This window comes from Streptomyces sp. NPDC048461 (genome assembly GCF_055587105.1).
This window is the reverse complement of the sequence record NZ_JBVJGW010000010.1, coordinates 205,434-226,535: the sequence shown is the minus strand read 5'-3', so window position 1 is coordinate 226,535 and position 21,102 is coordinate 205,434. Positions and strand designations below refer to the sequence as shown.

The 21,102-nt window shown below is 73.2% G+C and carries 20 protein-coding genes; 6 read left to right on the top strand and 14 right to left on the bottom strand.

Annotated features, from left to right (window positions below; translation table 11 throughout):
* Positions 1 to 42 precede the first annotated feature (42 nt).
* The 7 genes from ACZ6S8_RS19690 to ACZ6S8_RS19660 form a co-directional block, all read right to left on the bottom strand.
* Positions 43 to 1,095, bottom strand: coding sequence for a cytochrome d ubiquinol oxidase subunit II (locus tag ACZ6S8_RS19690; protein ID WP_469457363.1), 1,053 nt, complete (start codon positions 1,093 to 1,095; stop codon positions 43 to 45).
* Positions 1,095 to 2,603, bottom strand: coding sequence for a cytochrome ubiquinol oxidase subunit I (locus tag ACZ6S8_RS19685; RefSeq protein WP_469457362.1), 1,509 nt, complete (start codon positions 2,601 to 2,603; stop codon positions 1,095 to 1,097). Before ACZ6S8_RS19685 ends, ACZ6S8_RS19690 begins: the two co-directional genes overlap by 1 nt.
* 36 nt (positions 2,604 to 2,639) lie before the next feature.
* Positions 2,640 to 3,479: an SDR family oxidoreductase gene (locus tag ACZ6S8_RS19680; RefSeq protein ID WP_469457361.1), complete on the bottom strand. Its 840-nt coding sequence runs from the start codon at positions 3,477 to 3,479 to the stop codon at positions 2,640 to 2,642.
* Positions 3,480 to 3,655: 176 nt separating this feature from the next.
* Positions 3,656 to 5,236, bottom strand: coding sequence for a GMC oxidoreductase (locus ACZ6S8_RS19675; RefSeq protein WP_469457360.1), 1,581 nt, complete (start codon positions 5,234 to 5,236; stop codon positions 3,656 to 3,658).
* A 155-nt stretch (positions 5,237 to 5,391) separates the two neighbouring features.
* Positions 5,392 to 6,306: a cyclase family protein gene (locus tag ACZ6S8_RS19670; RefSeq protein WP_469457358.1), complete on the bottom strand. Its 915-nt coding sequence runs from the start codon at positions 6,304 to 6,306 to the stop codon at positions 5,392 to 5,394.
* 32 nt (positions 6,307 to 6,338) lie between these two features.
* Entirely contained in the window at positions 6,339 to 7,955 is a 1,617-nt protein-coding gene (locus ACZ6S8_RS19665; protein ID WP_469457356.1) for a gluconokinase, GntK/IdnK-type, read from the bottom strand.
* A gap of 188 nt (positions 7,956 to 8,143) precedes the next feature.
* Positions 8,144 to 8,602, bottom strand: coding sequence for a MarR family winged helix-turn-helix transcriptional regulator (locus tag ACZ6S8_RS19660; protein ID WP_469457354.1), 459 nt, complete (start codon positions 8,600 to 8,602; stop codon positions 8,144 to 8,146).
* A 102-nt stretch (positions 8,603 to 8,704) separates the two neighbouring features.
* On the opposite strand from ACZ6S8_RS19660, the gene ACZ6S8_RS19655 reads away from it, so the two are divergent.
* The gene (locus tag ACZ6S8_RS19655) at positions 8,705 to 9,076 is read left to right on the top strand and encodes a cupin domain-containing protein (RefSeq protein ID WP_469457352.1); all 372 of its coding nucleotides are present in this window, start codon (positions 8,705 to 8,707) and stop codon (positions 9,074 to 9,076) included.
* Between the two features lie 93 nt (positions 9,077 to 9,169).
* On the opposite strand, the gene ACZ6S8_RS19650 is transcribed toward ACZ6S8_RS19655, so the two are convergent.
* Complete coding sequence (locus ACZ6S8_RS19650; RefSeq protein ID WP_469457350.1) at positions 9,170 to 10,687, bottom strand: MFS transporter; 1,518 nt, start codon at positions 10,685 to 10,687, stop codon at positions 9,170 to 9,172.
* A 153-nt stretch (positions 10,688 to 10,840) separates the two neighbouring features.
* Between ACZ6S8_RS19650 and ACZ6S8_RS19645 the strand changes: the two genes are divergently transcribed.
* Both ACZ6S8_RS19645 and ACZ6S8_RS19640 read left to right on the top strand, forming a co-directional pair.
* Positions 10,841 to 11,281: a MarR family winged helix-turn-helix transcriptional regulator gene (locus tag ACZ6S8_RS19645; RefSeq protein ID WP_469457348.1), complete on the top strand. Its 441-nt coding sequence runs from the start codon at positions 10,841 to 10,843 to the stop codon at positions 11,279 to 11,281.
* Positions 11,282 to 11,324: 43 nt separating this feature from the next.
* Positions 11,325 to 11,930: a HutD/Ves family protein gene (locus ACZ6S8_RS19640; protein ID WP_469457346.1), complete on the top strand. Its 606-nt coding sequence runs from the start codon at positions 11,325 to 11,327 to the stop codon at positions 11,928 to 11,930.
* A gap of 50 nt (positions 11,931 to 11,980) precedes the next feature.
* Here the strand turns inward: ACZ6S8_RS19640 and ACZ6S8_RS19635 are convergent, their stop codons facing one another.
* Entirely contained in the window at positions 11,981 to 13,852 is a 1,872-nt protein-coding gene (locus ACZ6S8_RS19635) for a glyoxal oxidase (protein ID WP_469457345.1), read from the bottom strand.
* Between the two features lie 315 nt (positions 13,853 to 14,167).
* On the opposite strand from ACZ6S8_RS19635, the gene ACZ6S8_RS19630 reads away from it, so the two are divergent.
* Together ACZ6S8_RS19630 and ACZ6S8_RS19625 are read left to right on the top strand one after the other, a co-directional pair.
* The gene (locus tag ACZ6S8_RS19630) at positions 14,168 to 15,121 is read left to right on the top strand and encodes a TerC family protein (protein WP_469457343.1); all 954 of its coding nucleotides are present in this window, start codon (positions 14,168 to 14,170) and stop codon (positions 15,119 to 15,121) included.
* Positions 15,122 to 15,165: 44 nt separating this feature from the next.
* Positions 15,166 to 15,354, top strand: a complete 189-nt coding sequence (locus ACZ6S8_RS19625) for a hypothetical protein (RefSeq protein ID WP_469457341.1) — start codon at positions 15,166 to 15,168, stop codon at positions 15,352 to 15,354.
* Positions 15,355 to 15,364: 10 nt separating this feature from the next.
* Here the strand turns inward: ACZ6S8_RS19625 and ACZ6S8_RS19620 are convergent, their stop codons facing one another.
* From ACZ6S8_RS19620 to ACZ6S8_RS19605, 4 genes are all read right to left on the bottom strand, one after another.
* Entirely contained in the window at positions 15,365 to 16,408 is a 1,044-nt protein-coding gene (locus ACZ6S8_RS19620; RefSeq protein WP_469457340.1) for a LacI family DNA-binding transcriptional regulator, read from the bottom strand.
* Between the two features lie 91 nt (positions 16,409 to 16,499).
* Positions 16,500 to 16,670, bottom strand: coding sequence for a hypothetical protein (locus ACZ6S8_RS19615; RefSeq protein ID WP_469457338.1), 171 nt, complete (start codon positions 16,668 to 16,670; stop codon positions 16,500 to 16,502).
* A 19-nt stretch (positions 16,671 to 16,689) separates the two neighbouring features.
* The gene (locus tag ACZ6S8_RS19610) at positions 16,690 to 18,135 is read right to left on the bottom strand and encodes a glycoside hydrolase family 16 protein (protein ID WP_469457335.1); all 1,446 of its coding nucleotides are present in this window, start codon (positions 18,133 to 18,135) and stop codon (positions 16,690 to 16,692) included.
* A 270-nt stretch (positions 18,136 to 18,405) separates the two neighbouring features.
* On the bottom strand, positions 18,406 to 18,624 hold the full coding sequence (locus tag ACZ6S8_RS19605) for a hypothetical protein (protein ID WP_469457333.1): 219 nt from the start codon (positions 18,622 to 18,624) through the stop codon (positions 18,406 to 18,408).
* Between the two features lie 335 nt (positions 18,625 to 18,959).
* Here ACZ6S8_RS19605 and ACZ6S8_RS19600 point away from each other — a divergent pair, with 335 nt between their 5' ends.
* Complete coding sequence (locus tag ACZ6S8_RS19600) at positions 18,960 to 19,232, top strand: acyl-CoA carboxylase epsilon subunit (protein ID WP_469457332.1); 273 nt, start codon at positions 18,960 to 18,962, stop codon at positions 19,230 to 19,232.
* A gap of 50 nt (positions 19,233 to 19,282) precedes the next feature.
* Here ACZ6S8_RS19600 and ACZ6S8_RS19595 read toward each other — a convergent pair whose 3' ends face one another.
* Entirely contained in the window at positions 19,283 to 20,914 is a 1,632-nt protein-coding gene (locus ACZ6S8_RS19595) for an FAD-dependent oxidoreductase (RefSeq protein ID WP_469457330.1), read from the bottom strand.
* Positions 20,915 to 21,102 lie beyond the last annotated feature (188 nt).

Genomic DNA, 21,102 nt, shown 5'->3' with positions numbered 1-21,102 from the left:
GCGGCGGCGGGCGGCCGTCACCGGGTGGGCGGAAGCCGTCTGTCAGGTGGTGTCGGACGCATCCCCGCGCGGGGGGACGGTCCTTCGCAGGTCGGCGTCGGTGAGGGGTTCCAGCTCGCCGTGGGTGTCCATCCAGTAGAGCAGGAAGACGGCCGGCGCGATGAGCAGCAGCGCGACGGCGCTGACCACCGTGAGCCAGGTCAGGGTCTGCGAGGCGCCCGCGGCGTCCGCCACGGTCAGGGACGTGGGGATGAGGTAGGGGCGCTGCGCGAAGCCCCAGGCGAAGACCGCCGCCCCCACGACACCGACGCAGGTGAAGCGGGCCCAGTGGGCCTTCGAGCGCAGTACGAGCAGTGCCGTCGCGGCGAAGAGCACCGCCGAGACGACCGCGAGGGCGAGGCCCGCACCGTGCGTGAGCCCGTGCCAGACGTGGGGCGCGTCGGCGCGGGCGACGATGAGCGCGGCCACGGCCGCCCCGGCGACCGCGCCGAGGCTGACGAGGGCACGGAGCCGGAAGTACCCGACGAGGTCGGGTGCGTCGAAGCGGGTGGCGTCCGCGGTCAGGAACACGGCGCCCAGGAGCGCGGTCGCGGCGACGGTGAGGAGCCCGAACACGAGGGAGGCGGGGCTGGCCCACGCGTCGCTCGAAGCCTCGGTGCCCGGAGCGATCCGGCCGGACGCGATGGCACCGACCGCCGCCCCGAGGAAGAACGGCGTGAGCAGGGAGGCGACGGCGAACACGGCGCCGTACAGCCGACGTCGGGACAGCCCGCGGCTGGGCTTGCGCAGGGCGAACCCGGCGCCGCGCAGCACCATGCCGAGCGCGGCCAGGGCGAGCGGGAGCCACAGTGCGGTGAACACCGTCTGGAACAGCACGGGGAACCCGGTCCACATGAGGATGAGGACGAAGACGAGCCAGACGTTGTTGACCTCCCACACGGGGGCCATGGCGTGGTCGATCAGCCACCGGGGGCGCCTGCCGCGCCGGGCTCCGCCGGCCGTCAGGTCCCAGAAGCCCGCCCCGTAGTCGGTCCCGCCGGCGCAGGCGTACGCGGCCACGGCCAGCAGCAGCACGAAGGCGACGAGGCCGGCCATCAGGCTCCACCGGACCCGGTCGGAGCGGAGCCGTCGGGCCCCGTCGCAGGGGGTCCGCCGTCGTCCGGGGACGGGTCCCGGCCGGCCGGGACCGCGGCGCGCGGCCCGTAGGGCGTGACGGCTTCCGGGGCCTCGCCCGGTTGCCCGTCCGCCGCCCCGTCGGCCAGGCGCCAGCGGTCACGCATCTTCAACAGGACCATGAGGAAGGCTCCGAACACGCACAGGTACACCAGGATCACCAGGACGAACATGATCCAGAGGGTGGTGGAGCGCGTCGACGTCACGGCCTCGGCGACGCGCATGTTCTGGTAGACGATCCACGGCTGGCGACCCACCTCCGTGGTGATCCAGCCGCACTCGACGGCGATCACGGAGCCGACGCCGGCGCACGCGGCGCTGCGGTAGAACCACTTGGAGCGGGGCAGCCGACGATGGCGCAGCCACACCAGGCCGTACCACAGGACGAGCAGGATGAGCACGCTCCCGATCACGACCATGATGTCGAAGGCCCAGTGGGCGATCGTGGCCTGGGTGGCGTTGGGCCGGTCGCTCGCCGGCACGGAGGACAGCCCCTGCACCACGGTGTCCGGACTGAACCCGGCCAGAATGGAGTCGAGTTGGGGGACCTTGATGCCACCGCTGACCGAACCGTCCTCGTGCAGCCGGCCGAAGAGGTATTCCGGGACGTGGCTGTCGGTCTCCCAGACGATCTCCATGGCGGCGAACTTCACCGGCTGCTTCTGGAATACCGCCCGGGCGATCGAGTCGCCGAGGAAGAGCTGCACCGGGGTGGCCACCGCGGCGACCGTGAAGGGGACCGTGAACCCGAGCCGGTGGTAGCGGTCCCGCCGGCCGCGGAGCCATCCGACGGCGTACACGCCCGAGACGACGAAGCCCGCGGTCATCAGCATCGCCATCACGAAGTGCCAGTACTGGGGCCCGAACATCGGGGTGAACAGGGCCTTCCAGACGCTCACGTCGACCGGGTTGCCCTGTGCGTCGAGGGTGAACCCGCGGGGGGTGTTCATCCACGAGTTGGCGGCCAGGATGCCGAAGGTGCCGAGCAGCGCGGTGGCCGGCAGCGGCAGGCCGAGGAGGAAGTGCGTGCGGGGCTTGAGCCTGCGCCAGCCGTAGAGGTAGATGGCGATGAGGACCGCTTCGAGGAAGAACGCCCACGCCTCGATGCCGAAGCCGATGCCGAAGACGTCGCCCCAGCGGCCCATCAGACCGGGCCACAGCAGGCCGAACTCGAACGACAGCACGGTGCCCGTGACGACGCCGATGGCGAACTGCACGGCCATCACGGCCGACCAGCGCCGGGCGAGCAGCAGGGCCGTGGCGTCGTTGTGGCGCAGGCCGCGGTAGTGCATGACGAGGGTGATCAGCGGCAGCGCCACTCCCAGCGGCACCAGGATGATGTGGGAGGCGAGGGTGAACGCCATGAGCTCCCTGGCCGGGAGCAGTTGGGAGGGTGTGTCTGCCGCCAGCAGGTGGACCACGGTGTCCATGGGTTCCTTTGTCGCTCTGGAGACGTCGGGGGAGGATCAGCCGCCGGTGCTGAAGCCGGGGTAGAGGGTCATTCCGCCGTCCACGTACAGCGTGGTGCCCACGACGTAGTCCATGAGGTCCGAGGCGAGCGCGACGGCCGCGTGGGCGATGTCCTCGGGCTCTCCGATGCGCTCGTACGGGATGAGTCGGAGCAGGTCCTTGCGGGCCTCCGGCGTCTCCCACGCGCTCCGGTTGATCGGCGTCTGGATGGCTCCCGGTGCGATCGCGTTCACGCGGATCTTCCGGGGGGCGAGCTCCTGGGCCAGGGTCGCCATCATCATCTGCACGCCCCCCTTGGACGAGGCGTAGTTCACGTGTCCCGCCCAGGGAATGACCTGGTGCACGGAGCTCATGCAGATGATCTTCCCGGCCGAACGGGACACCTCCGGGACCACGCCCCGCCGCAGGAACTCCTTCGTCGCCTCGCGCGCGCAGAGGAACTGACCCGTGAGGTTGACGTCCAGCACCTTCTGCCACTGGGCGAGCGTCATCTCCTCGAACGCGGAGTCGCGCTGGAGCCCGGCGTTGGCGACCAGGATGTCGATCGTGCCGAACTCCTGGACCATCCGGTCCATCATCGCCACGACCTGGTCCTCCCGGGACACGTCCGCCTCGTAGGCGGCGGCCCGCACACCGAAGGAGGCGATCTCCTCGACGACCTTCCCGGCTTCGTCCGCGTCGGCCACGTAATTCACGACCACGTCGGCGCCGGCCCGGCCCAGGCCGATGGCCGTGGCCTTGCCGATTCCGCTGTTGGCACCGGTGACCAGTGCCTTCTGGCCCTTCAGCAGGCCGGCGGGGATCACTCCCCGGGGTGCGCCCTCGGTGGAACTCACGATCGACTGCCTCCTCGACTGTCCGATCCGGTCCGCCGGATCGCGGCCCGACCGGTCCGCAGGTCACGGAAGCACCCCCGGCGCGGATCGTCCGGCCAGCTCGCGGCGCCCTTGGGCCACACGGCCGAGCAGCAACGCCCGGTCGGGGCAATGCGCGGCCCTCACGCGCGCGAGTCTCAGCCGAGCCGCTCGACCAGGTGGTCGCCCACCCGCAGGGCGTTGGCCATCGCCGTGAGGGACGGGTTCACCGCGCCGATGCTCGGGAAGAAGCTCGTGTCGACCACGTACAGGTTGTCGACGTCGTGGGCCTTGCAGTTCACGTCCAGGGCGGAGGTGGCCGGATCGTCGCCGAACCGGACCGTGCCGGCCTGGTGGGCCGTGGCACCGATCGGCATGCCCTTGTGCAGGTAGATGCTGTGCGACAGGAGCTGGTGCTCGTGCATGCCCAGGTGTCCGAGCATGCCCTGGAGCTTGTGCCGCAGCCGCTTCAGCCCGGCGGTGTTGTTGTTCTCGTCGAGCACGAGGCGGATGGTGCCGTCGCCGTCGAGGGTGACCCGGTTGTCGGGGAGCGGGAGGTCCTCTCCGCACAGCCAGAAGTCGACGGCGTGGTGGGCCATCACGGCGAACGGCATGTCGGGGGTCACCGCGCCCGCCCAGCGGGGAGCCTCGCCGTGGATCTGCTCGGCGTCCGACTTGCCGAGCATCTGGATGCCGCCCAGCGGGAAGTCCCAGTCGTCGGCGCCGAGGTACCAGTCGTGCAGGGCGAGGGTCTTCTGGAACTTCGTGTCGTTGGGTTCCTTCGAAACGGCCATCAGCGCCAGGTTGTTGTGGCGCATGTAGTGGCGTCCGACGACGTCGGAACGGTTCGCCAGCCCGCGCGGGTTGCGGTCGTCGGCCGAGGCCAGGAGGAGTGCCGCCGAGTTGACCGCCCCGCAGGCCACGACCACGATGTCCGCGGAGTAGGGGATCTCGCTCCCGTCCTCGCCCCGGGTGACGACCCTGCTGACACTGCGCCCGGTCGGATCGGTCTCCAGCCGGACCACCCGCGCGTTGGTGATCATTTCGACGTTCGGGTACCGCAGCGCCGGCTCCACGCAGATCACCTGGGCGTCCGACTTGCCGCGCACCAGGCAGGGGAAGCCGTCCACGCGGTCGCAGCGGATGCAGACGCTGGAGCTGGTGGCCCGACCGTTCTCGTCCTGGAGCAGGTCGACACCGATGGGCAGGTGGAAGGGGTGCAGGCCCCGCTTCTCCAGGTCGTCGCTCAGCTGCTGGATCCGCGGCTCGTGCGAGACCGGCGGGTGGGCGTACTGCGCGCTCCACGCCCCCTCCCAGGGGTCCTCCCCGTGGCGACCGTGGACTTTGTAGAGGTGTTCGGCCTGGCTGTAGTACGGCTCCAGGTCCTCGTAGCGGAGCGGCCAGGCGGGGGAGAGGCCGTCGTGGTGGCGGAGCTCGCCGAAGTCCTCGGGCCGCAGCCGGAAGAGGGCGGCGCCGTAGAACTTGGTGTTCCCGCCGACGTAGTAGTTGACCTCGGGAGGGAACGTGTCGCCGTGCTCGTCCCGCCAGAACTCCTGGGCGCGGTACTTGCCCTTCACGAAGACGGCCGTGGAATCCCAGTTGTCCCGCTCGCGGGGGAGGTAGTCACCCCGTTCGAGGATCAGCACCCGTTTGCCGGACGGGGCGAGCCGGTGGGCGAGCGTTCCGCCGCCCGCTCCGGAACCGATGACGACGACGTCGTAGTGCGGGGAGTCGCCCACGGCGACCACCGTCCTCGTGCTCGCGGGCCGCGCCCTGGAGGCGGGCCCTCCTGCTGCGCGCCGTCGCGCCGCCCCGCTCACGACGGCCACCCCACCTCTTCGAAGCTATCCCTCCTTCCCGCGGGCGGCGACCGCACGGATCCCGGTACGGCGCCTCACAGGACGGCGATCGGGTTCACGGGGGACCCGGTGGCCGACGGGAGCCTGAGCGGCGCGACCACGCAGAAGAAGGACCACCGGTCCGCGCGGGCGCAGGCCCGGGTGAGCTCCTCGAACTGCAGGTAGTCCATGAGCGGCAGGCCCATGGCGTGCACCGCCAGGACGTGGACGGGGAAGCCGATCCCGGCCACCGCGCTGGGGGCCGTGTCGTTGTTGCCGTCCGATCCCAGGACGGCCACCTGCCGCTCGGCCAGGAACCGTACGGCCGTGGGGTGCAGGCCCGCCCGGGCCCGCGAGGCGTCCCAGGCCCCGAGTTCGCGGCGCCGCGGGCGGTGCCCCACCCGTACGAGGAGCACGTCCCCCGGCCGGACCCGGACGCCTTGCGCCGCCTCCGCGGCGGTGAGGTCGGCGGCGCTCACGTGGGTTCCGGGCTCCAGCCACGGGACGCCCCGCAGCCGCGGAACGTCGAGGAGCACGCCGCGGCCGACGATCCCGTCCCGGGCGGCCTCGACGGAGAGCGCGCGGGCGCCGTCGGGCGTGACGCTGCTCGCCGGCAGCCCGTTGTAGAGCTCGCCGTCGAAGAGCACGTGGCACAGCGCGTCGAGGTGGCTGTCGGCGTCCCCGTGCACGTTCATCGCGAACCGGTCCCGCGCGAAGTGCAGCCCGTCGGCCGTCACTTCACCGGCGGTGGGGGCGAGCATCCGGTGGCGTGCGGGGTCGGGATTGTCGGGTCCGGTCCGCGTTTCGACGGGGGCGGCCAGCGACACGGTGAGCCCGGAGCGGATCTCGGCGGCGGCCGCCACCACGCGCTCGGGCGTCAGCCGGGCGAGCGTGCCGCGGGTGTCTCCGGGGGCGCGCGGCGTGCGCTCGCGCAGCTCCTCGTACAGCACGCGGAAGGCGTCGGCGCTCATGGGGCCCGGCGTCGGCGGCACGGCGTCCGCGGTCACCAGGCACCCCACGGCGTCAGCCCCCACCGGAAGACGTGGCGCCCGCCCGGCTCCAGCACGGTGAGCGCGGTGCCCGTGCGGAAGGCGTCGGCCGGGCAGGACATCGGTTCGACGGCGACGCCCCGGCGCCGCCGCCCGGGCTCGGCGAGGGTGTCCCCGGTGTACACCTGCACGTACCGGACGCCCTCGTCGAGCCGTACGTCGATGCCGTGCCGCCCCGACGGGTGCGCCAGGCGGACCACGCCGTGACCGGCGCGGTCCAGGGCGAGACCCGTGTACGCGGTGTCCAGGCGCGCCGCGCCGATGGGCCGCGCGGTGCGGAAGTCGTGGGCCGTGCCCTCGACCGGCTCCTGCCCCGCCGGCAGGCCGTGTGCGTCGGTACGCAGGCGGTAGTGGGCCGGCACGGTCAGCAGCGCGGTGTCCACGACGTCCGTGCCCACGGTGAGGTAGGGGTGCTGGCCGATGCCGTACGGCGCGGGCGTGGTCCCGGAGTTCGTGGCGGTGACGGTGGTCTCCAAGCCGGCGGGCCCGAGCCGGTAGGTGGCGGCGACCTCCAGGCGGTGGGGGTACCCGGGCTGCGGGAACAGGGTGGTGCCCACGGTGACCGTGTCCTCGGTGCGGGCGAGCAGCCGCCACGGCACCCAGCGCAGGAGGCCGTGGATCGCGTTGCCGTTCTCGGGCTCGGTGAGCGCGAGTTGCCGGTCCTCGTCGCGGAAGCGGTAGCGGCCGCCCGCCACCCGGTTCGGCCAGGGCACCAGGAGCTGGCCCCGCCCGCCGGTGACGGGTTCGTCGGCGGCGAATCCGTCGAGCAGCGGCCGCCCGTCCACCTCGTACAGCCTCAGCCCTCCGCCCAGTTCGACCACGACCGCCGCCTGGGCGCCGTGGTGGAGCCGCCACTGCTCCCCGGACGCCGTGGCCGTGCGGGGCGTGTTCGGCGCGCGGCTCGGTACGGGGGGAGGGAAGGGCGCGTCCGCGGCGAGCCGTGCGACGACGGCCGAGACCACGGCCCCGGGCGGCCGGTCGACGTCCATCACCCAGGCGCGTTCGTCGGGGCCGGGCTCCTGGAGGTCGGCGAACTGGCTGTCCAGCAGCGCCGGAGGGAAGAAGTGGCCGTGCCTCGACAGCAGCCGGGAGCGGATGAGGTCCGGCGAGCCGTGCAGGTGCACGAGGCGTACACCGGGGCGTCCGGCGACCAGCTGGTCCCGGTAGGCGTGCTTGAGCGCGGAGCAGGCGACGACGGCGGGCTCCCGGGCTTCGACCCGTCGGCCGATCCAGCCGGAGACGGCGGCCAGCCACGGGCTCCGGTCGGCGTCGGTCAGGGGCTCGCCGGCCGCCATCCGGGCCCGGTCGTCCGGGGTGTGGAACACGTCGGCGTCCTGATAGGTCCAGCCGAGCCGTTCGGCCAGCAGCCGCGCCACCGTGGACTTGCCCGACCCGGCCACGCCGGTCACGATCACGACGATCGCCGGAGCCGTGGGGCCGGGCGCCCCGGAAGCGCCGGTCTGGGCGGCCGGTTCGGCGGGGGCGGCCGGTGGCTCGGAGTCCGGCGCCGCCCCGCGCCGGACCTCGTCCGGCGACGACCCCCGCAGTGCCCCCGAGCCCTCGTGATCCACGCGTACGGCCTCCTTCGCGCGGCTTCTCCGGCTCGCACGGCCTGCGTCCGGTCCTTCCACCTTCGGTGCGCGCGGTCCGTCGTGCACGTCGTGGACGTCGTGCACGGCGGTGGCCCACCGGGGGCGACCGCGGCGGGCTGCGGACGGGCCGGGGGGAGGGGTCGCGGGGACGGGCCGGGGGCCGGCCGCTACCAGACGGGCCGCAGCGGCGGCGGCTCGCGGCCGTCGGTCAGTGCGCCCACCAGCCGTCCGAGCTCCCGGCGCAGCGAGGCGAGATCGGTCTGCCCGGCGAGTTCGGCCTCCAGCTCGTGCAGGATCCGCCCGGCGACCGCGAGGTGCCGGTACGCGGAGTCCGTCAGCACCACGAGCTTGCGCCGCCCGCCCGCGGGATGCGGTTCGCGCCGCACGTAGCCGCGCTTCTCCAGGTCGTCGACCAGCTGCCCGGCGGCCTGTTTGGTGACGCCCAGCCGCTCGCCGAGCTCGCTGCCGGTGGCGCCCGGGCCCTTCAGGATCTGGAAGGTCATGCCGTGCACCGGTCTCAGGTCGGGGTATCCGGCCGCGGCCACGCGCCGGGTGAACTCGGCCAGCACCAGCTGGAAGCCCAGCCCGAGCAGGAAGGTCAGTTCGGGTCCTTCGTCGGTCTCCACACACACAGGGTGGCACAGGTGGGTCAATGTGCTTTACTCGTCTCAAGTAAAGCTTCTTTACTCAGTGTCCGAGCCGTATCCATCCACCTTCGGGAGTCACCAATGCACGTCGTCCGTCCGACGGCCGAGAACGTCACCGTCTCGCCCAACGCCACCATGACCGGCCACGCCGCACCCAGCCGCGGCAGCGCGGAGCTCAGCACCTGGCACGTGGCGATGGCGGCCGGCTCCGCCGGCCCCGAGCACCTCGTCAGCCGCGAGCAGGTGTGGACCGTCACCGCCGGCGTCCTGGACGTCACCTGCGCCGGCCGCACCGAGCGGGTCTCCGCCGGTCAGACCCTGATCCTTCCTCCGGACGTCCTCCGCCGGGTGCGCGCCGCCGAGGGGGCGGAGGCGTACGTCGCGATGCGCGCCGACGGCGTCGTGGAGGTGCCCGGCACCGAGGGCACCCGGGTCCTGCCCTGGGCCGCGTGAACGGAACACCCGGGCGCCGGCCGCGGGGGCGGTCGGCACCCGGGTGAGGGTGAGCGAGCCGGGACCGGCCGGTTCGCCGGACCGGCAGCCGGGTCAGCCGGCCGCGGCCGGCGCGCTCGTGGCCGCCGCGGAGGCCTTCGCGGCCGGGGCGGCCTCGGGGGAGCCGGCGGCCACCGTTCCGTGCCCGCCCCGCAGGCCGAGCCAGCTGATCAGCGCGACCAGGGCGAAGGCGGCCGCTCCGATGCCGAAGGTGAGGGTGAAGCCGGATTCGGCGGGCAGCGGCGGGACGCCCGCCGGGAGGTGCTCGATGGTCTTGGAGGCGAGGATCGTCGTCACGATCGCACTGCCGATCGCGCTGCCCGTGGAGCGGGAGATCGAGTTGATGCCGTTGGCGATGCCGCTCTGGTGGTGCGGGACGCTGGCCATGATCACGGCGGGCATGGCCGCGTAACCGAAGCTGACGGCCGCGCCGACGACGAGACCGGCCCCGATCACCGAGGCGCTGTGCTGGTGGTCCAGTGCGAGCCAGCCGAAGCCCGCGGCGCCGAGCCCCGCCGCCAGCCCCAGGGCGACGCGCGGGCCCCGGTGGCGGACCAGTTGGCCGCCGATGGGCGAAGCGAGGAGCGAGACGATGGCGCCGGGCAGCAGGAACTGGACGGAGGCGCGCAGGATCGAGGCGTCGAAGCCGTAGCCGGTGAGGGCCTGCGGCATCTGGACGAGGTAGGAGACGCCCAGGAAGTTCGCGAACATGCCGAAGCCGACGAGGATGCCGGCCAGGTTCGCCATGAGCACCGGGCGGTGGACGAACATCCGCATGTCCACGAGCGGCTCGCGGACCTTGAGCTCGGTCAGCACCCAGACGGCGGCCATCACCGCGGCGCCGGCGAAGCTGCCGAGCGTGCGGCCGGAGGCCCAGCCCCACTCGTGCCCCTGGGAGATGGGCAGCAGGAGCAGGAGGAGGGCGATGCCCAGGGTCAGGGCGCCGAGGAAGTCGGTGCGCCCTCCCGTCTTGTGGCGGGTGGCGGGGACCAGGAAGACGACGGCGAGCAGTGCGAGGGCCGCGAAGCCGGTGGCCATCCAGAAGGCGTTGCGGTAGTCCGCGTCCGCCCCCGAGGTGAGCAGCCCGGTGGCGACGAGCGCCAGACCGCTGCCGAACGCGAGCGTGCCGCTGACCAGGGCCATGGCGCCGGGCAGCTTCTGCGGCCGGACCTCCTCGCGCAGCACGGACAGGGCCAGCGGGAAGATCGCGGTGGCCGCTCCCTGGAGCACCCGGCCCAGGATCAGCAGCGGCAGGGAGGAGGCCAGGGCGGCCACGACCGAACCCGCGACCATCACGCCGAGCACGGCGACCAGGGTCGGCTTCTTGCCGTGCTGGTCGCCGAAGCGGCCCAGGAGCGGGGTGAAGACGGCCGCGGACAGCAGGGTGGCGGTGGTCACCCAGCTCACGTTGGCGGTGGAGGTGCCGAGGTCGGTGCGGATGAGCCCCAGGATCGGGACGGGCAGGGTCTGCATCATCGACACGACCATCGCGGCCAGGCTCAGGGCGAAGACGATGACCGTCTCGTTCCGGTGCCCGGAGTCCGGCGTGGCGGCGGGGGAGGGGGAGCTCATGGCGGGCGGGACCTCTTAGGGCTGGTGGGGCTTAAGTGCTTCAGATCGCAGATGTTTGATGTCATCAAGCAACTCGGCCGACGGTAGACGTCGACAGTTAAGGTGGTCAAGTAAACAATTGATAATGTCAATGATCCTGAGTACGCTCCAGGCATGAGCCACCCCGCCCCGTACGCGCCCTCCAAGCTCGAACTGCTGGAGCTCCTCGCCGCCATCGGCACCGCCCAGTGGCGCGACTTCGCGGCCGCAGCGGCCCGCCACGGCCTCACCTCCACCCAGGCCAAGGTCCTCGCCCAGCTCGACGGCCCGCTGCCGATGCGCGGCCTCGCCGCGCTGCTCGTCTGCGACGCCTCGAACGTGACCGGGATCGTCGACCGCCTGGAGGCCCGCGGGCTGGTGCGCCGGGAGCCCGCTCCCACCGACCGCCGCGTCAAGAACGTCGTCGCCACGCAGGAGGGCCGTGAGGTCATCCGCCGCGTGCGGGAGGAGATGCAGGCGACGCGCGGGGCCCTCGACACCCTCGACGCGGCCGAGAGCGCGACCCTCTACGCCCTGCTCGAACGCCTGCGCCCCACCATGGAGCAGGACGCCTGAGCAGCGCCCCAGGCGCGGTACGCCGCCCGATAGGGTCGGCGTCATGAACAACGGCGGCGGGGTCCGGATCCTGAGGGCGGCCGGCCGTACGGCCACCGCATGGAAGAACGGCGGCGGAGTCACCCGGGAGATCGCGGTGCGCCCCGAGGGGGCCGGCGCCGACGACTTCGCCTGGCGCGTCAGCCTCGCCGAGGTCGCCGCCGACGGGCCGTTCTCGGCCTTCCCCGGGGTCGACCGCACCCTCACCCTCGCCGAGGGCGCCGGCATGGACCTCGCGGTGGGCGGGGTGCGGCGCGTCGTGGACGAGCGGTTCGCACCGCAGGACTTCGCGGGCGACGAGGACACCGGCTGCAGGCTGCTCGCCGGCCCGGTCGTGAACTTCAACGTGATGTACCGCAGGGACGCCGTGCGGGCGCAGACCGCCGTCGTACGGGGCCGGCTCGGCCTCGCCGTTCACCCGGACGAGACGCTCCTGGTCGTGGCGCTGGACGGGTCCGCCGCGCTGGAGCGGCCCGACGGGTCCGGCGGCGCCGAGGAGCTGGCTCCGTACGACGCCGCGCTGGTGGCGGGCCCGTACGAGGGCGCGCTCCGCGCGGACGGGCGTACCGCGGTGGTGCGGTTCGCGCGGTCCGGCGCCGCTCCCCGATAGACGGCTGCGTTCGCCCCGTCCGGGGAAGGGCTCCCCTCCGCGGCGCCACCTCAGCGGACGCCCAGCTTCACCCACTTCGCGGCGCTGGGAACGCCCTTCGCGTCGAGTAGGAACAGCATGTAGTACCCCGGCGGAGCATCGGCCGCCGTCGGCGGGGTACGGAGCCCGATCGCCGTGCCCCGGGTGCCGGTGCGGCGGAGCTCCAGATGGCGCTGGCTGGTGTTCACCGAGTGTGTGACCGTCGACGGCGCCAGCAGCACGGCCCGCGTCACGTCCGCCGCGGTCGAGCTGACGACCTCGAAGGCCTCGTCGTGGCCGAGCTCGCGCGCCGGGACCCGGTCGAGCGCCGGGCGCGTGCCCCGGTGCAGGTAGGCCGGCTCGTACAGCTCGATGCTGCCGTCCATCGCGTCGTCGATGTCCGGGTCGTTCGCGATCTGCTGGAGCTCGTCGCCGGTGACCATCACCCGGCCGTCCGGCATCACCAGCGCGTTGGAGTGGTAGCCGCGGGGGAGCCGCTGCGCCGGCCCGAGCCGCCACCGCCCCCCGGCATCCCGCAGTTCGACCTGCCGGTACTTGGGGTCGGCCCGGGGGTTGAAGGGCCCGTGGCCGTAGTCCCGGGTGTCGAGGGCGCCGTTGACGGTGAGCAGCGTCCCGTCCGGCAGGATCAGGGTGTCGTCCTGGGTGCGGCCGAAGGCCCGTGGTGCCTCGGTCGTCCAGCGCCCGCCCGAGAGCCGGTACGTGGAGGGGTCGCGCGGGTCGCCCCCGAGGACCAGCACCGAGTCCGGGCCGCGGAATCCGGCCGGCAGCGGTACCGCCGAGCCGTACCCCCGGAAGTCGGCGGGCCGGCGCGGGAGGTCGGTGCGCACCTCCCTGACCGGATCGAACAGCCACTGCTGGTCGGCGTCGCGCCCCAGGCCGTAGATCATTCCGTCCCGCAGCGAGAACAGGTGGGGGTAGTCGTTGCGGAACGGCGCGTCGGCGCGGAGCCGTTCGGCCGAGAGGTCCACCGGGATGTCGAACGGCCTCCGGGGGACCGGGTGCCTCAGCGCGGGGAAGCGTTCCACTACCGGGGTCGGGGTGCCCGTACCGCGCTCGGACTGGCCGGACATGATGATCTGGCGGCCGTCGGCGGCGGTCACGGCCGAGGGGTACCAGCGGCCGACGGCCATGTCCCGGTTGCGGTACCAGTGCTCGGTCCACGGGTCGAACACGAACGAGAGCTTCGCCCCGCTGCCGCCCTTCCCGCCGACGTTGCCGCCGAAGACGCCGACCATGCCGTTGGGGAGGTAGGCGTGCCCGGCGCAGAAGAACGGCGCCGGGCGCGGGGCGTGGCCGCCGTCGGGCACCAGGACCACGGGCGGCGCGACCTTCTTGAAGGCGTCGGCGCCGGTCCCCCTGGCCGGGTCCCAGAGGTAGCCGCGGCCGGCGTTCGTCCGGCCCACCGTGCTGGTGGGGCCGGTCTCCTTCGTGGGGTCGGCCTCCACCCGCTCGAACGAGAAGAGCAGCACCTTGCCGGTGGGCAGCTGGGCCACGTGGACCCCGAAATCGGGGGAGGGGAAGAACCGTGTGAAGCGGCCGTACCGCGCCGCCGGGAAGGCCTTGTTCGCCTTCAGCTGGGACTCCCGGTGCCCGGCAAGGCTCGCCGTGCGCTTCGCCTGCGGATAGCCCTGGGTCCCCTTCACCGCCTCCCGGAGCCGTGCGTGCGTGCGGGCGTGCTCCGCGCCGAGGGTGGCTGCCTCGTCGGCCCTCGGCGCGGGCCCGTCGCCGTGGCCGACGCCGGGGTGCCCGTCGGCGGCGGGCCCCTCGTGGCGGGCCGGGGAGCCGGGTGCGGCGAGGGCCCGGGCGGGGGCCGCGGCCGTGAGGGCCAGGGCGGAGGCGATCAGCCATGCCGTCGCGGTGGCGGACCGGTGGGCGCGGGACATGGAACTCCTCACGGCAGGAGGCTCCGGCGCGGTCCTGGCCGGCTCCGGAGCCCCTGAACATCGGATTGATTGCGCCGATGTTAGGAGAAACCGGACCCGGCGCCCCGGTGCGACGCGGCACGCAGCCGTTCGGCCGACGGCAACCGTCCGACTGCCCGCGCGCCCAACCCGCTCCCGCCCCCGGCCGCCGGGTCACCGGCCCCGGCGGTACCCCTCGGGGAGGCGCCGCTCCGCGTGCCCGGGTGGGCGGGATGCCGCACACTGCGGTAGAGGGGTCCGCACACACAGCCCGCGGGCCGTGGTGAGGTGTCCGCCGTGCTCGAGGTTCCGCTCTGGTTGTGGGGGGCGTTCGCCGCGACCGTGGTGGTGTCGCTGACGGTGGACCTGCTGGCCCACCGCACCGCGCACGTCATCGGCTTCAAGGAGGCCGCCGCCTGGAGCGGCCTGTGGGTGGGGCTCGCGCTCGTCTTCGGCGGGGTCGTCTTCGTCGTGCTGGGCGTGGACGCCGGTACGGAGTACACGACCGCCTGGCTGCTGGAGAAGAGCCTCTCGGTCGACAACCTGTTCGTCTTCGCCGTGATCTTCGCGTACTTCAAGGTGCCCCGCGCCTATCAGCACCGCGTGCTGTTCTTCGGCGTCATCGGCGCCCTCGTCTTCCGCGGCATCTTCCTCTCCCTCGGCGTGGCCGTCGTCAGCCGGTTCACCGCCGTGCTGTTCGCCTTCGCGGCGGTGCTCTTCTACAGCGCCTACAAACTCCTCAGGGACGAGGAGGACAGCTTCGACCCCGGCAGGAGCTTCGCCGTACGGATGCTCCGCAAGATCATGCCGGTGAGCGAGGAATACGCCGGGGCGAAGTTCTTCGTGAAGGAGGCCGGCATCCGGATGGCGACCCCGCTGCTCGCCGTGGTCGCCGCGATCGAGGCCGCGGACCTGATCTTCGCCGTCGACAGCGTTCCGGCCGTCCTCGCCGTCAGCGACGACGCGTTCATCGTCTACACCAGCAACGCCTTCGCCATCCTCGGCCTGCGCGCCCTCTACTTCATGCTCGCGGGGCTCCTGGACCGCTTCCAGTACCTGAGCAAGGGGCTGGCGATCATCCTGGCCTTCATCGGCGTCAAGCTCATCCTCCAGGCGTCCCACAAGATGATCAGCCCGAGCATCCCGGAGATCCCCTCGCCGGTCAGTCTCGCGGTGATCGTCGTCGTCCTGGCGGGTTCCGTGGTGCTCAGCGTCAGACGGCCGCCCCCGGCCGAATCGGCCGGGGAATGAACTCTGCACTTCCCGACCCGCCGGTACGGGCTTATCGTAAAGAGATGGTCAAGACAGAGAGTGCGGTCGGCGCGTACACGTGTCCGACCTGCAAGCAGTCCGTGCAGTCGGCGGTCCACCGCCACAAGACCCTCGGTGTCGTCGTTCCCACCTGGGGCCCGGGGCCCTGCCAGAACCGCGACTGCGTCAGCTACCGGCTGGAGCCCGACCGGAAGCCTCCCCGCACCCCGTAGCGGGCCGGCGTCAGGCCGAGGAACGCTCGACGAGGGACGTCGCGGTGATGACCGGGCCGGGCGCGGGGCGCCCGTCCGCGCCGCCGTTCAGGATGCCCAGCAGCAGCCGGGCCATCAGGCGCCCCATCCCCTCGACGTCCTGGCGCACGGTCGTCAACGGCGGATCGGTGCCCTCCGCCACGAGTTCCGCGTCGTCGAAGCCGACCAGCGCCACGTCCCCGGGGACGGTCAGTCCGCGCTCGCGCAGCACCCGCAGCGCGCCGGTCGCCATGAGGTCGTTCCCGGCGAACACCGCGTCGATCCCGGCGTCGCGGTCCAGCAGCCGCGCCATCGCCCGCGCCCCGCCCGCCGCGGTGAAGTCCCCCTCGGCGACCAGCGCCGGGTCGGCCAGCGGCAGTACGTCCCGGTACCCGCTCAGCCGGTCCGCCGCCGACGTCTGGTCGAGGGGGCCCGCGATGTGCGCGATCCGCCGGCGGCCCCGGTCCAGCAGGTACCGCACCGCGTCGCGCGCGCCGCCGCGGTTGTCCGCGTCGACGTACACCACGTCCCCGAGCTCCCCGGGCCCGGCCGTCCACCCCGGGCGGCCGCCGTAGACGGTGGGCATGCCGATGCGGCGCGTGATCGCGGGCAGCGGGTCGTCGGTGTGCAGCGAGAAGGCGAGCGCCCCGTCGACGTGGCCGCCCGCCAGATAGCGGTCGATGCGGTCGTAGTCGCCGCTGTCCTCCACGAGCAGCAGGACCAACTGGGTGTCGTGCACCGTCAGTTCCCTGCTGATGCCGCGCACCTGGCGGGAGAAGAAGGGGTCGGAGAAGATCCGGATCTCCGGCTCGGCGATGATCACGGCGACGGCGCCGGTGCGCCGGGTCACCAGCGTTCGGGCCGCGGGGTTCGGGACGTACCCCAGGTCCCTGATGGCCTCGCGCACCTTGTCCACCAGAGGCGCGCGGACCCCGTCGCCGCCGTTGACGACGCGCGAGGCCGTGGCGCGGGACACTCCCGCACGCGCGGCGACCGCCTCCAGGGTGGGGCGGTTCCCGGGACGAAGTTCGGGCACGGATGCTCCTCCTGGTGTCCGGGGGCGCTCGCCTCGCCCGCGGACAGCAGGGTAACCGGTACGGCCGGGACGCCCCGGCCGTACCGGTCGGTCACCAGCCGATGCCCAGGGTCAGGCCGGTCTGCGTTCCGGACGGCGCGGCCGGCAGGAGCCGGCGACGGAGCAGGCGGAACGGGTGGAACGGGTGGAACACGCCGAGCGGAAGGCGCGGGCGGTGCGGGCGGTGCGGGCCGCTGTGGTGGGTGGCGCGTGGGGTGTTCATCGGGGCCTCCTCGCTCGGGTCAGTGGCCGAAGCCGAACCAGTTGACGTTGACGAAGTCGGCGGGCTGGCCGCTGGTGAAGGTCAGGTAGACGTCGTGGGTTCCCGTCACGGCGGTGATGTTGGCCGGCACCGTCCGCCAGCTCTGCCAACCGCCGGTGTTCGCCACCGAGAAGCTGCCGATCGGCGGGGCGGTCCTGCTGTCGAGGCGCACCTCCACGAGACCGCTGACCCCGCCCGCGGCCCCGCTCGCCACCCGGCCGAGGAACTGCCGCGCGGATGCGGCACCGAAGTCCACGCCGTCGTAGCGGGCCCAGTCGCTGTTGCCGATCGTGGTGACGTCCTCGCCGCCCCCGGTGTCGGTGGTCGTCTCGTGCACGAGGCCCGCCTGGGCGTCGTGGGACTCGGCCTGGATCGAGCCGTACGCGTCCCGGTGGCCGGGCGGCGGTGTGGTGGGCGGCGTGGTCGGGGGAGTCGTCGGCGGTGTCGTGGGCGGTGTCGTGGGCGGGGTCGTGCCGCCGGTCGACCGGAGGACCGACACGTAGTCGACGACCATCGGGTGGCCCGGCTCGGTGCCCGCGTCGGGGCCGCCGCCGAAGGCCGCCGGGAACTCCCCGCCCATCGCCACGTTCAGGATGATGAAGTAGCCGTGGTTCGTGGCGTTCGTCCAGGTCGCCGCGTCCACCTGGTTGGCCCGTACGGTGTGGTAGTTCAGGCCGTCGACGAAGAAGCGCATCTCCTCCACCGCCGTCGACCGGTCCCACTCCACCGCGTACGTGTGGAACCCGGACTGGCAGCTGGTGCCCGGGCAGACGGTCTGGCCGCCGATGCCGGACTTCTCGTTGCAGGGGCCGCCCGGGCTGGTGCCGCAGTGCATCGTGGCCCACACCTGGTTGATGCCCTGGACGTTCTCCAGGATGTCCAGCTCGCCCACGCCCGGCCAGTTCCACCAGTTGCCGCGGTAGGGGGCACCGAGCATCCAGAACGCCGGCCAGTAGCCCTTCGCCGCCGGGCCGGTCACGTTCGGCATCTGGATGCGCGCCTCGGTGCGCATCGTCCCGCCGGCCGGAGGCTCGAAGTCGGCCCGTCTCGTCTCTATGCGGCCCGAGGTCCAGTTGCCGGCCGCGTCCCGCCTCGGCGTGATGCGGAGGTTGCCCGCGCCGTCGAGCGAGACGTTGGCGGGGTCGGCGGTCATCGTCTCGATCTCGCCGGTGCCGAAGCCTCCGGGACCGCCGGGGTAGCTCGTCCCGGTGGTGTACTGCCAGTTCGTGGTGTTCACGCCGGAGCCCGCGGCTCCGTCGAAGTCGTCCAGGAACACCTGGGACCAGCCGGCGGGGGCGGGCGGAGCCGCCGCGCTGGCCGGCAGGGACAGGGCCGCCGCGGCGGCGGCGATCACGGCCACGGCGGCCAGTGCGGCCGCGCGGGCCCGTCGGGCGGTGGGTCGCCCGGTGGGGGATGTCCGGTGCATGGGTGCCCTCTCTGAGGCGCCGCGAGGCGCCGGTGGGGGGAGGATCAGAGCCGGGGGAGCAGTGGGGCGCCCTCCTTGAGAGCGCTCTCAAGGGGGCCGCTGACACTGTGCTCCCCACCCCACGGGGCGTCAAGACATCGCGCCGGGAAAGGGCGTGGCAGGGCGGGAGGGTTCAACGGTCGAACACCGGCCGGGTCGGACCGTGCCCCGCCCCGGGGAGCCGGCCCGGGCGGTCGCGTCACCCGTCCGGGCCAACCCGCCGGGCCCGGATCACTCCGGCGGCCAGAGCACCTCGTCGGCGCCGGGCAGGTCGTGGACCGCCGACGCCGTTCCCGTCAGGGGCAGCAGCCCGTCGAGGGGGCACACCACCGCCGTCTCGTGGTCGACCTCCCACTGGCCGGCCGCGTTCCCGCCGGCCCGGTCCGTGGTGCACACGGCGTACAGGTGGCCGGAACAACCCCGGCAGAGCAGGGTCTGGTGTCCGCTCATGACGGGCCCGCCTTCTGGAGTGCGGCCCCGGCGAACGCCCGGGCCGCGGGGGACATCGGGACCTCCGGCAGGGCCGCAGGGGTGCGCCGCGCGCTCCGTTGCGCGGCCCGGGGGCCGCGCCGCGCCGGAGTGCCGGGCGCGCGCCGCGCTTGTAGCGTCGGTCGCGTCGGGAGTCCGGGTGACCCGACGAGAATCCGCCGGCCGGTTCGCTTGCGCGGAACCCCTCCCGTCAGCGTGCCGCGCCACCCGTGCGCCGCCCGAGTCAGCGCCGAGCAGGTTCGTCCCTCGCACCGCGACCGGGCACACGGGCAGCCCCCGTACGAGAGGCCGTGCCGATGCCGAACGATGCCGCGACCGCCGCAACCGCCGCGACCGCCCCGATGGCCCAGGTGGACCCGGCCCCGATCGCGAGTCTGATCCGGGTGGAGAGGGGCCTGGCAGCCCCCGAGGAACTGGCCGCCATCGCGGTCGTGGTCGCCTGCTACGCGCGCCGGACCGGTCGCGAGCGCGACGCGGCCGAAGCGAAGGCAGCCGGCCCCGGGCACGGCGGACGCCGTCCCGCCCGGGCGAACGCCGGCTGCTGGGCAGGCTGCTGGGCCTGCCGCTGAACCCCTTCCGCCGGCCGCGCGCACGGCCGGCGGAAGGGGGAGCGAGGTCGTCACGCCCGGCGCAGCACCGTAGACATGACGTCGAGCAGGACCGCCCGGGGATCGGAGACCGCGTCCTCGGACCGCCACGCGACGAATCCGTCCGGCCGTACGAGCACGGCCCCCTCGGGCGTCATCTCGTGGGCCGCGGCCCAGTCGGCATCGCCCTCCGGAACCAGGTCGGCGTCCCGGCCGGAGCCGATCGCGTAGGCGTCCAGCCGCACCGACAGCTGCCCGGCGACCTCTTCGGCGGCCTCGCGCCACGGCGTGCCCGTCCCGCTGAGCAGGACGAAGGACCGCTCGTACAGGTCCAGGGTGGAGACGCGCTCCCCCGCCCGGGTGACCCACAGGTGCGGGGCCCGGGTGCCCGTGTCACCCGTCAGGCGCAGCGCCTCCGGGATGATCGGCCGACCGGGATCGCCCCCGACGACCGCACCCTGCGGGTAGCTGTAGCCCATCGCCGTGGTGAGGACCCCGCTGCCGGGCCCGCCGCCCATGGTGGGCGGCGGCGCGTACCCCGGGTGGCTGTGTTCCGCCGAACGGGCCGAAGCGCGCTCGCTCGTGGCCCGGGCCACCGGGAGCCGCTCGGCCTCGTACGTGTCGAGCAGCTCGATCCCGGCCGATCCGTCCAGCACGGCCGCGATCTTCCAGGCCAGGTTGTGCGCGTCCTGGATGCCGGTGTTGGAGCCGAACGCCCCCGTGGGGGACATCTCGTGGGCCGCGTCGCCGGCGAGGAACACCCGTCCGGACGAGTACCGCTGCGCCACCCGTTCGGCGGCGTGCCACGGCGCCTTGCCGCCGATCTCCACGTCCAGGTCCGGTACGCCGATCGCGTTGCGGATCTGGGCCACGCAGCGCTCGTCGGTGAAGTCCTCCAGGGTTTCGCCCCGGTCGGGGTGCCACGGGGCGTGGAACACCCACTGCTTGTCGTTGTCCACGGGCAGCAGCGCCCCGTCGGCACCGGGCCGCATCAGGTAGCAGACGATGAACCGCAGGTCGCCCAGGGCCTCCGCGAGCCGCTCCGAGCTGAAGGTGATGCTCACGTTGTGGAACAGCTCGCCGTTACCCGTCTGGGGGATCCGCAGCTGCTCGCGCACGGGGCTGCGGGGCCCGTCCGCCGCGATCAGGAAGTCGGCGCGCACGGTGGTGTGCTCGCCGGTCTCCCGGTCCTTCACCACGGCGCTCACCCCCGTCGCGTCCTGGTCGAAACTCATCAGTTCGGTGGAGAACCGCACGTCGGCGCCCTGCGCGCGGCTCTGTGAGGCGAGCACCGGCTCGATGTTGTTCTGGCTGCACAGGCACCACCCGGTCGGGCTGAAACGCCGGAGCGCCCCGGACGGGTCGATGGCCTTGACCAGCCACTTGTGGTTGTCACCGGTCAGTGACTCGGTCTGCAGAATGCCCTGGTTGCCCTCCAGTACGGACGCCGCCCGGCGGATCGCGCTCTCGGCTCCCGCGGTACGGAACAGCTCCATCGTCCGGGCGTTGATGCCCCGGCCGCGCGGGTGCGCGGAGGTGCCGGAGTGCTTCTCGACCAGCAGGTGCCGCACTCCGTGGCGACTCAGGAACAGCGAGGTGGACAGGCCCACGAGAGAGCCGCCCACGACGAGAACCGGTACGCGAACATCGGCTTTGTCTTCCATCAGCTGCGGGCTCCTGTTTTCTGTGTGGGGGAGTGGAGTCTTTATGCCCCCGATCGAAGATCAGGCCCGGTTGATTCGCCGGTTGTCACCCGCTTGATCCGGACATGTAGCGGTACGTCCCCTTCCGGACGACGATGAGCGACAGCGGATCCCCCTGAGACGCGCCGGCCTGCCCGTCCCGATCGAGG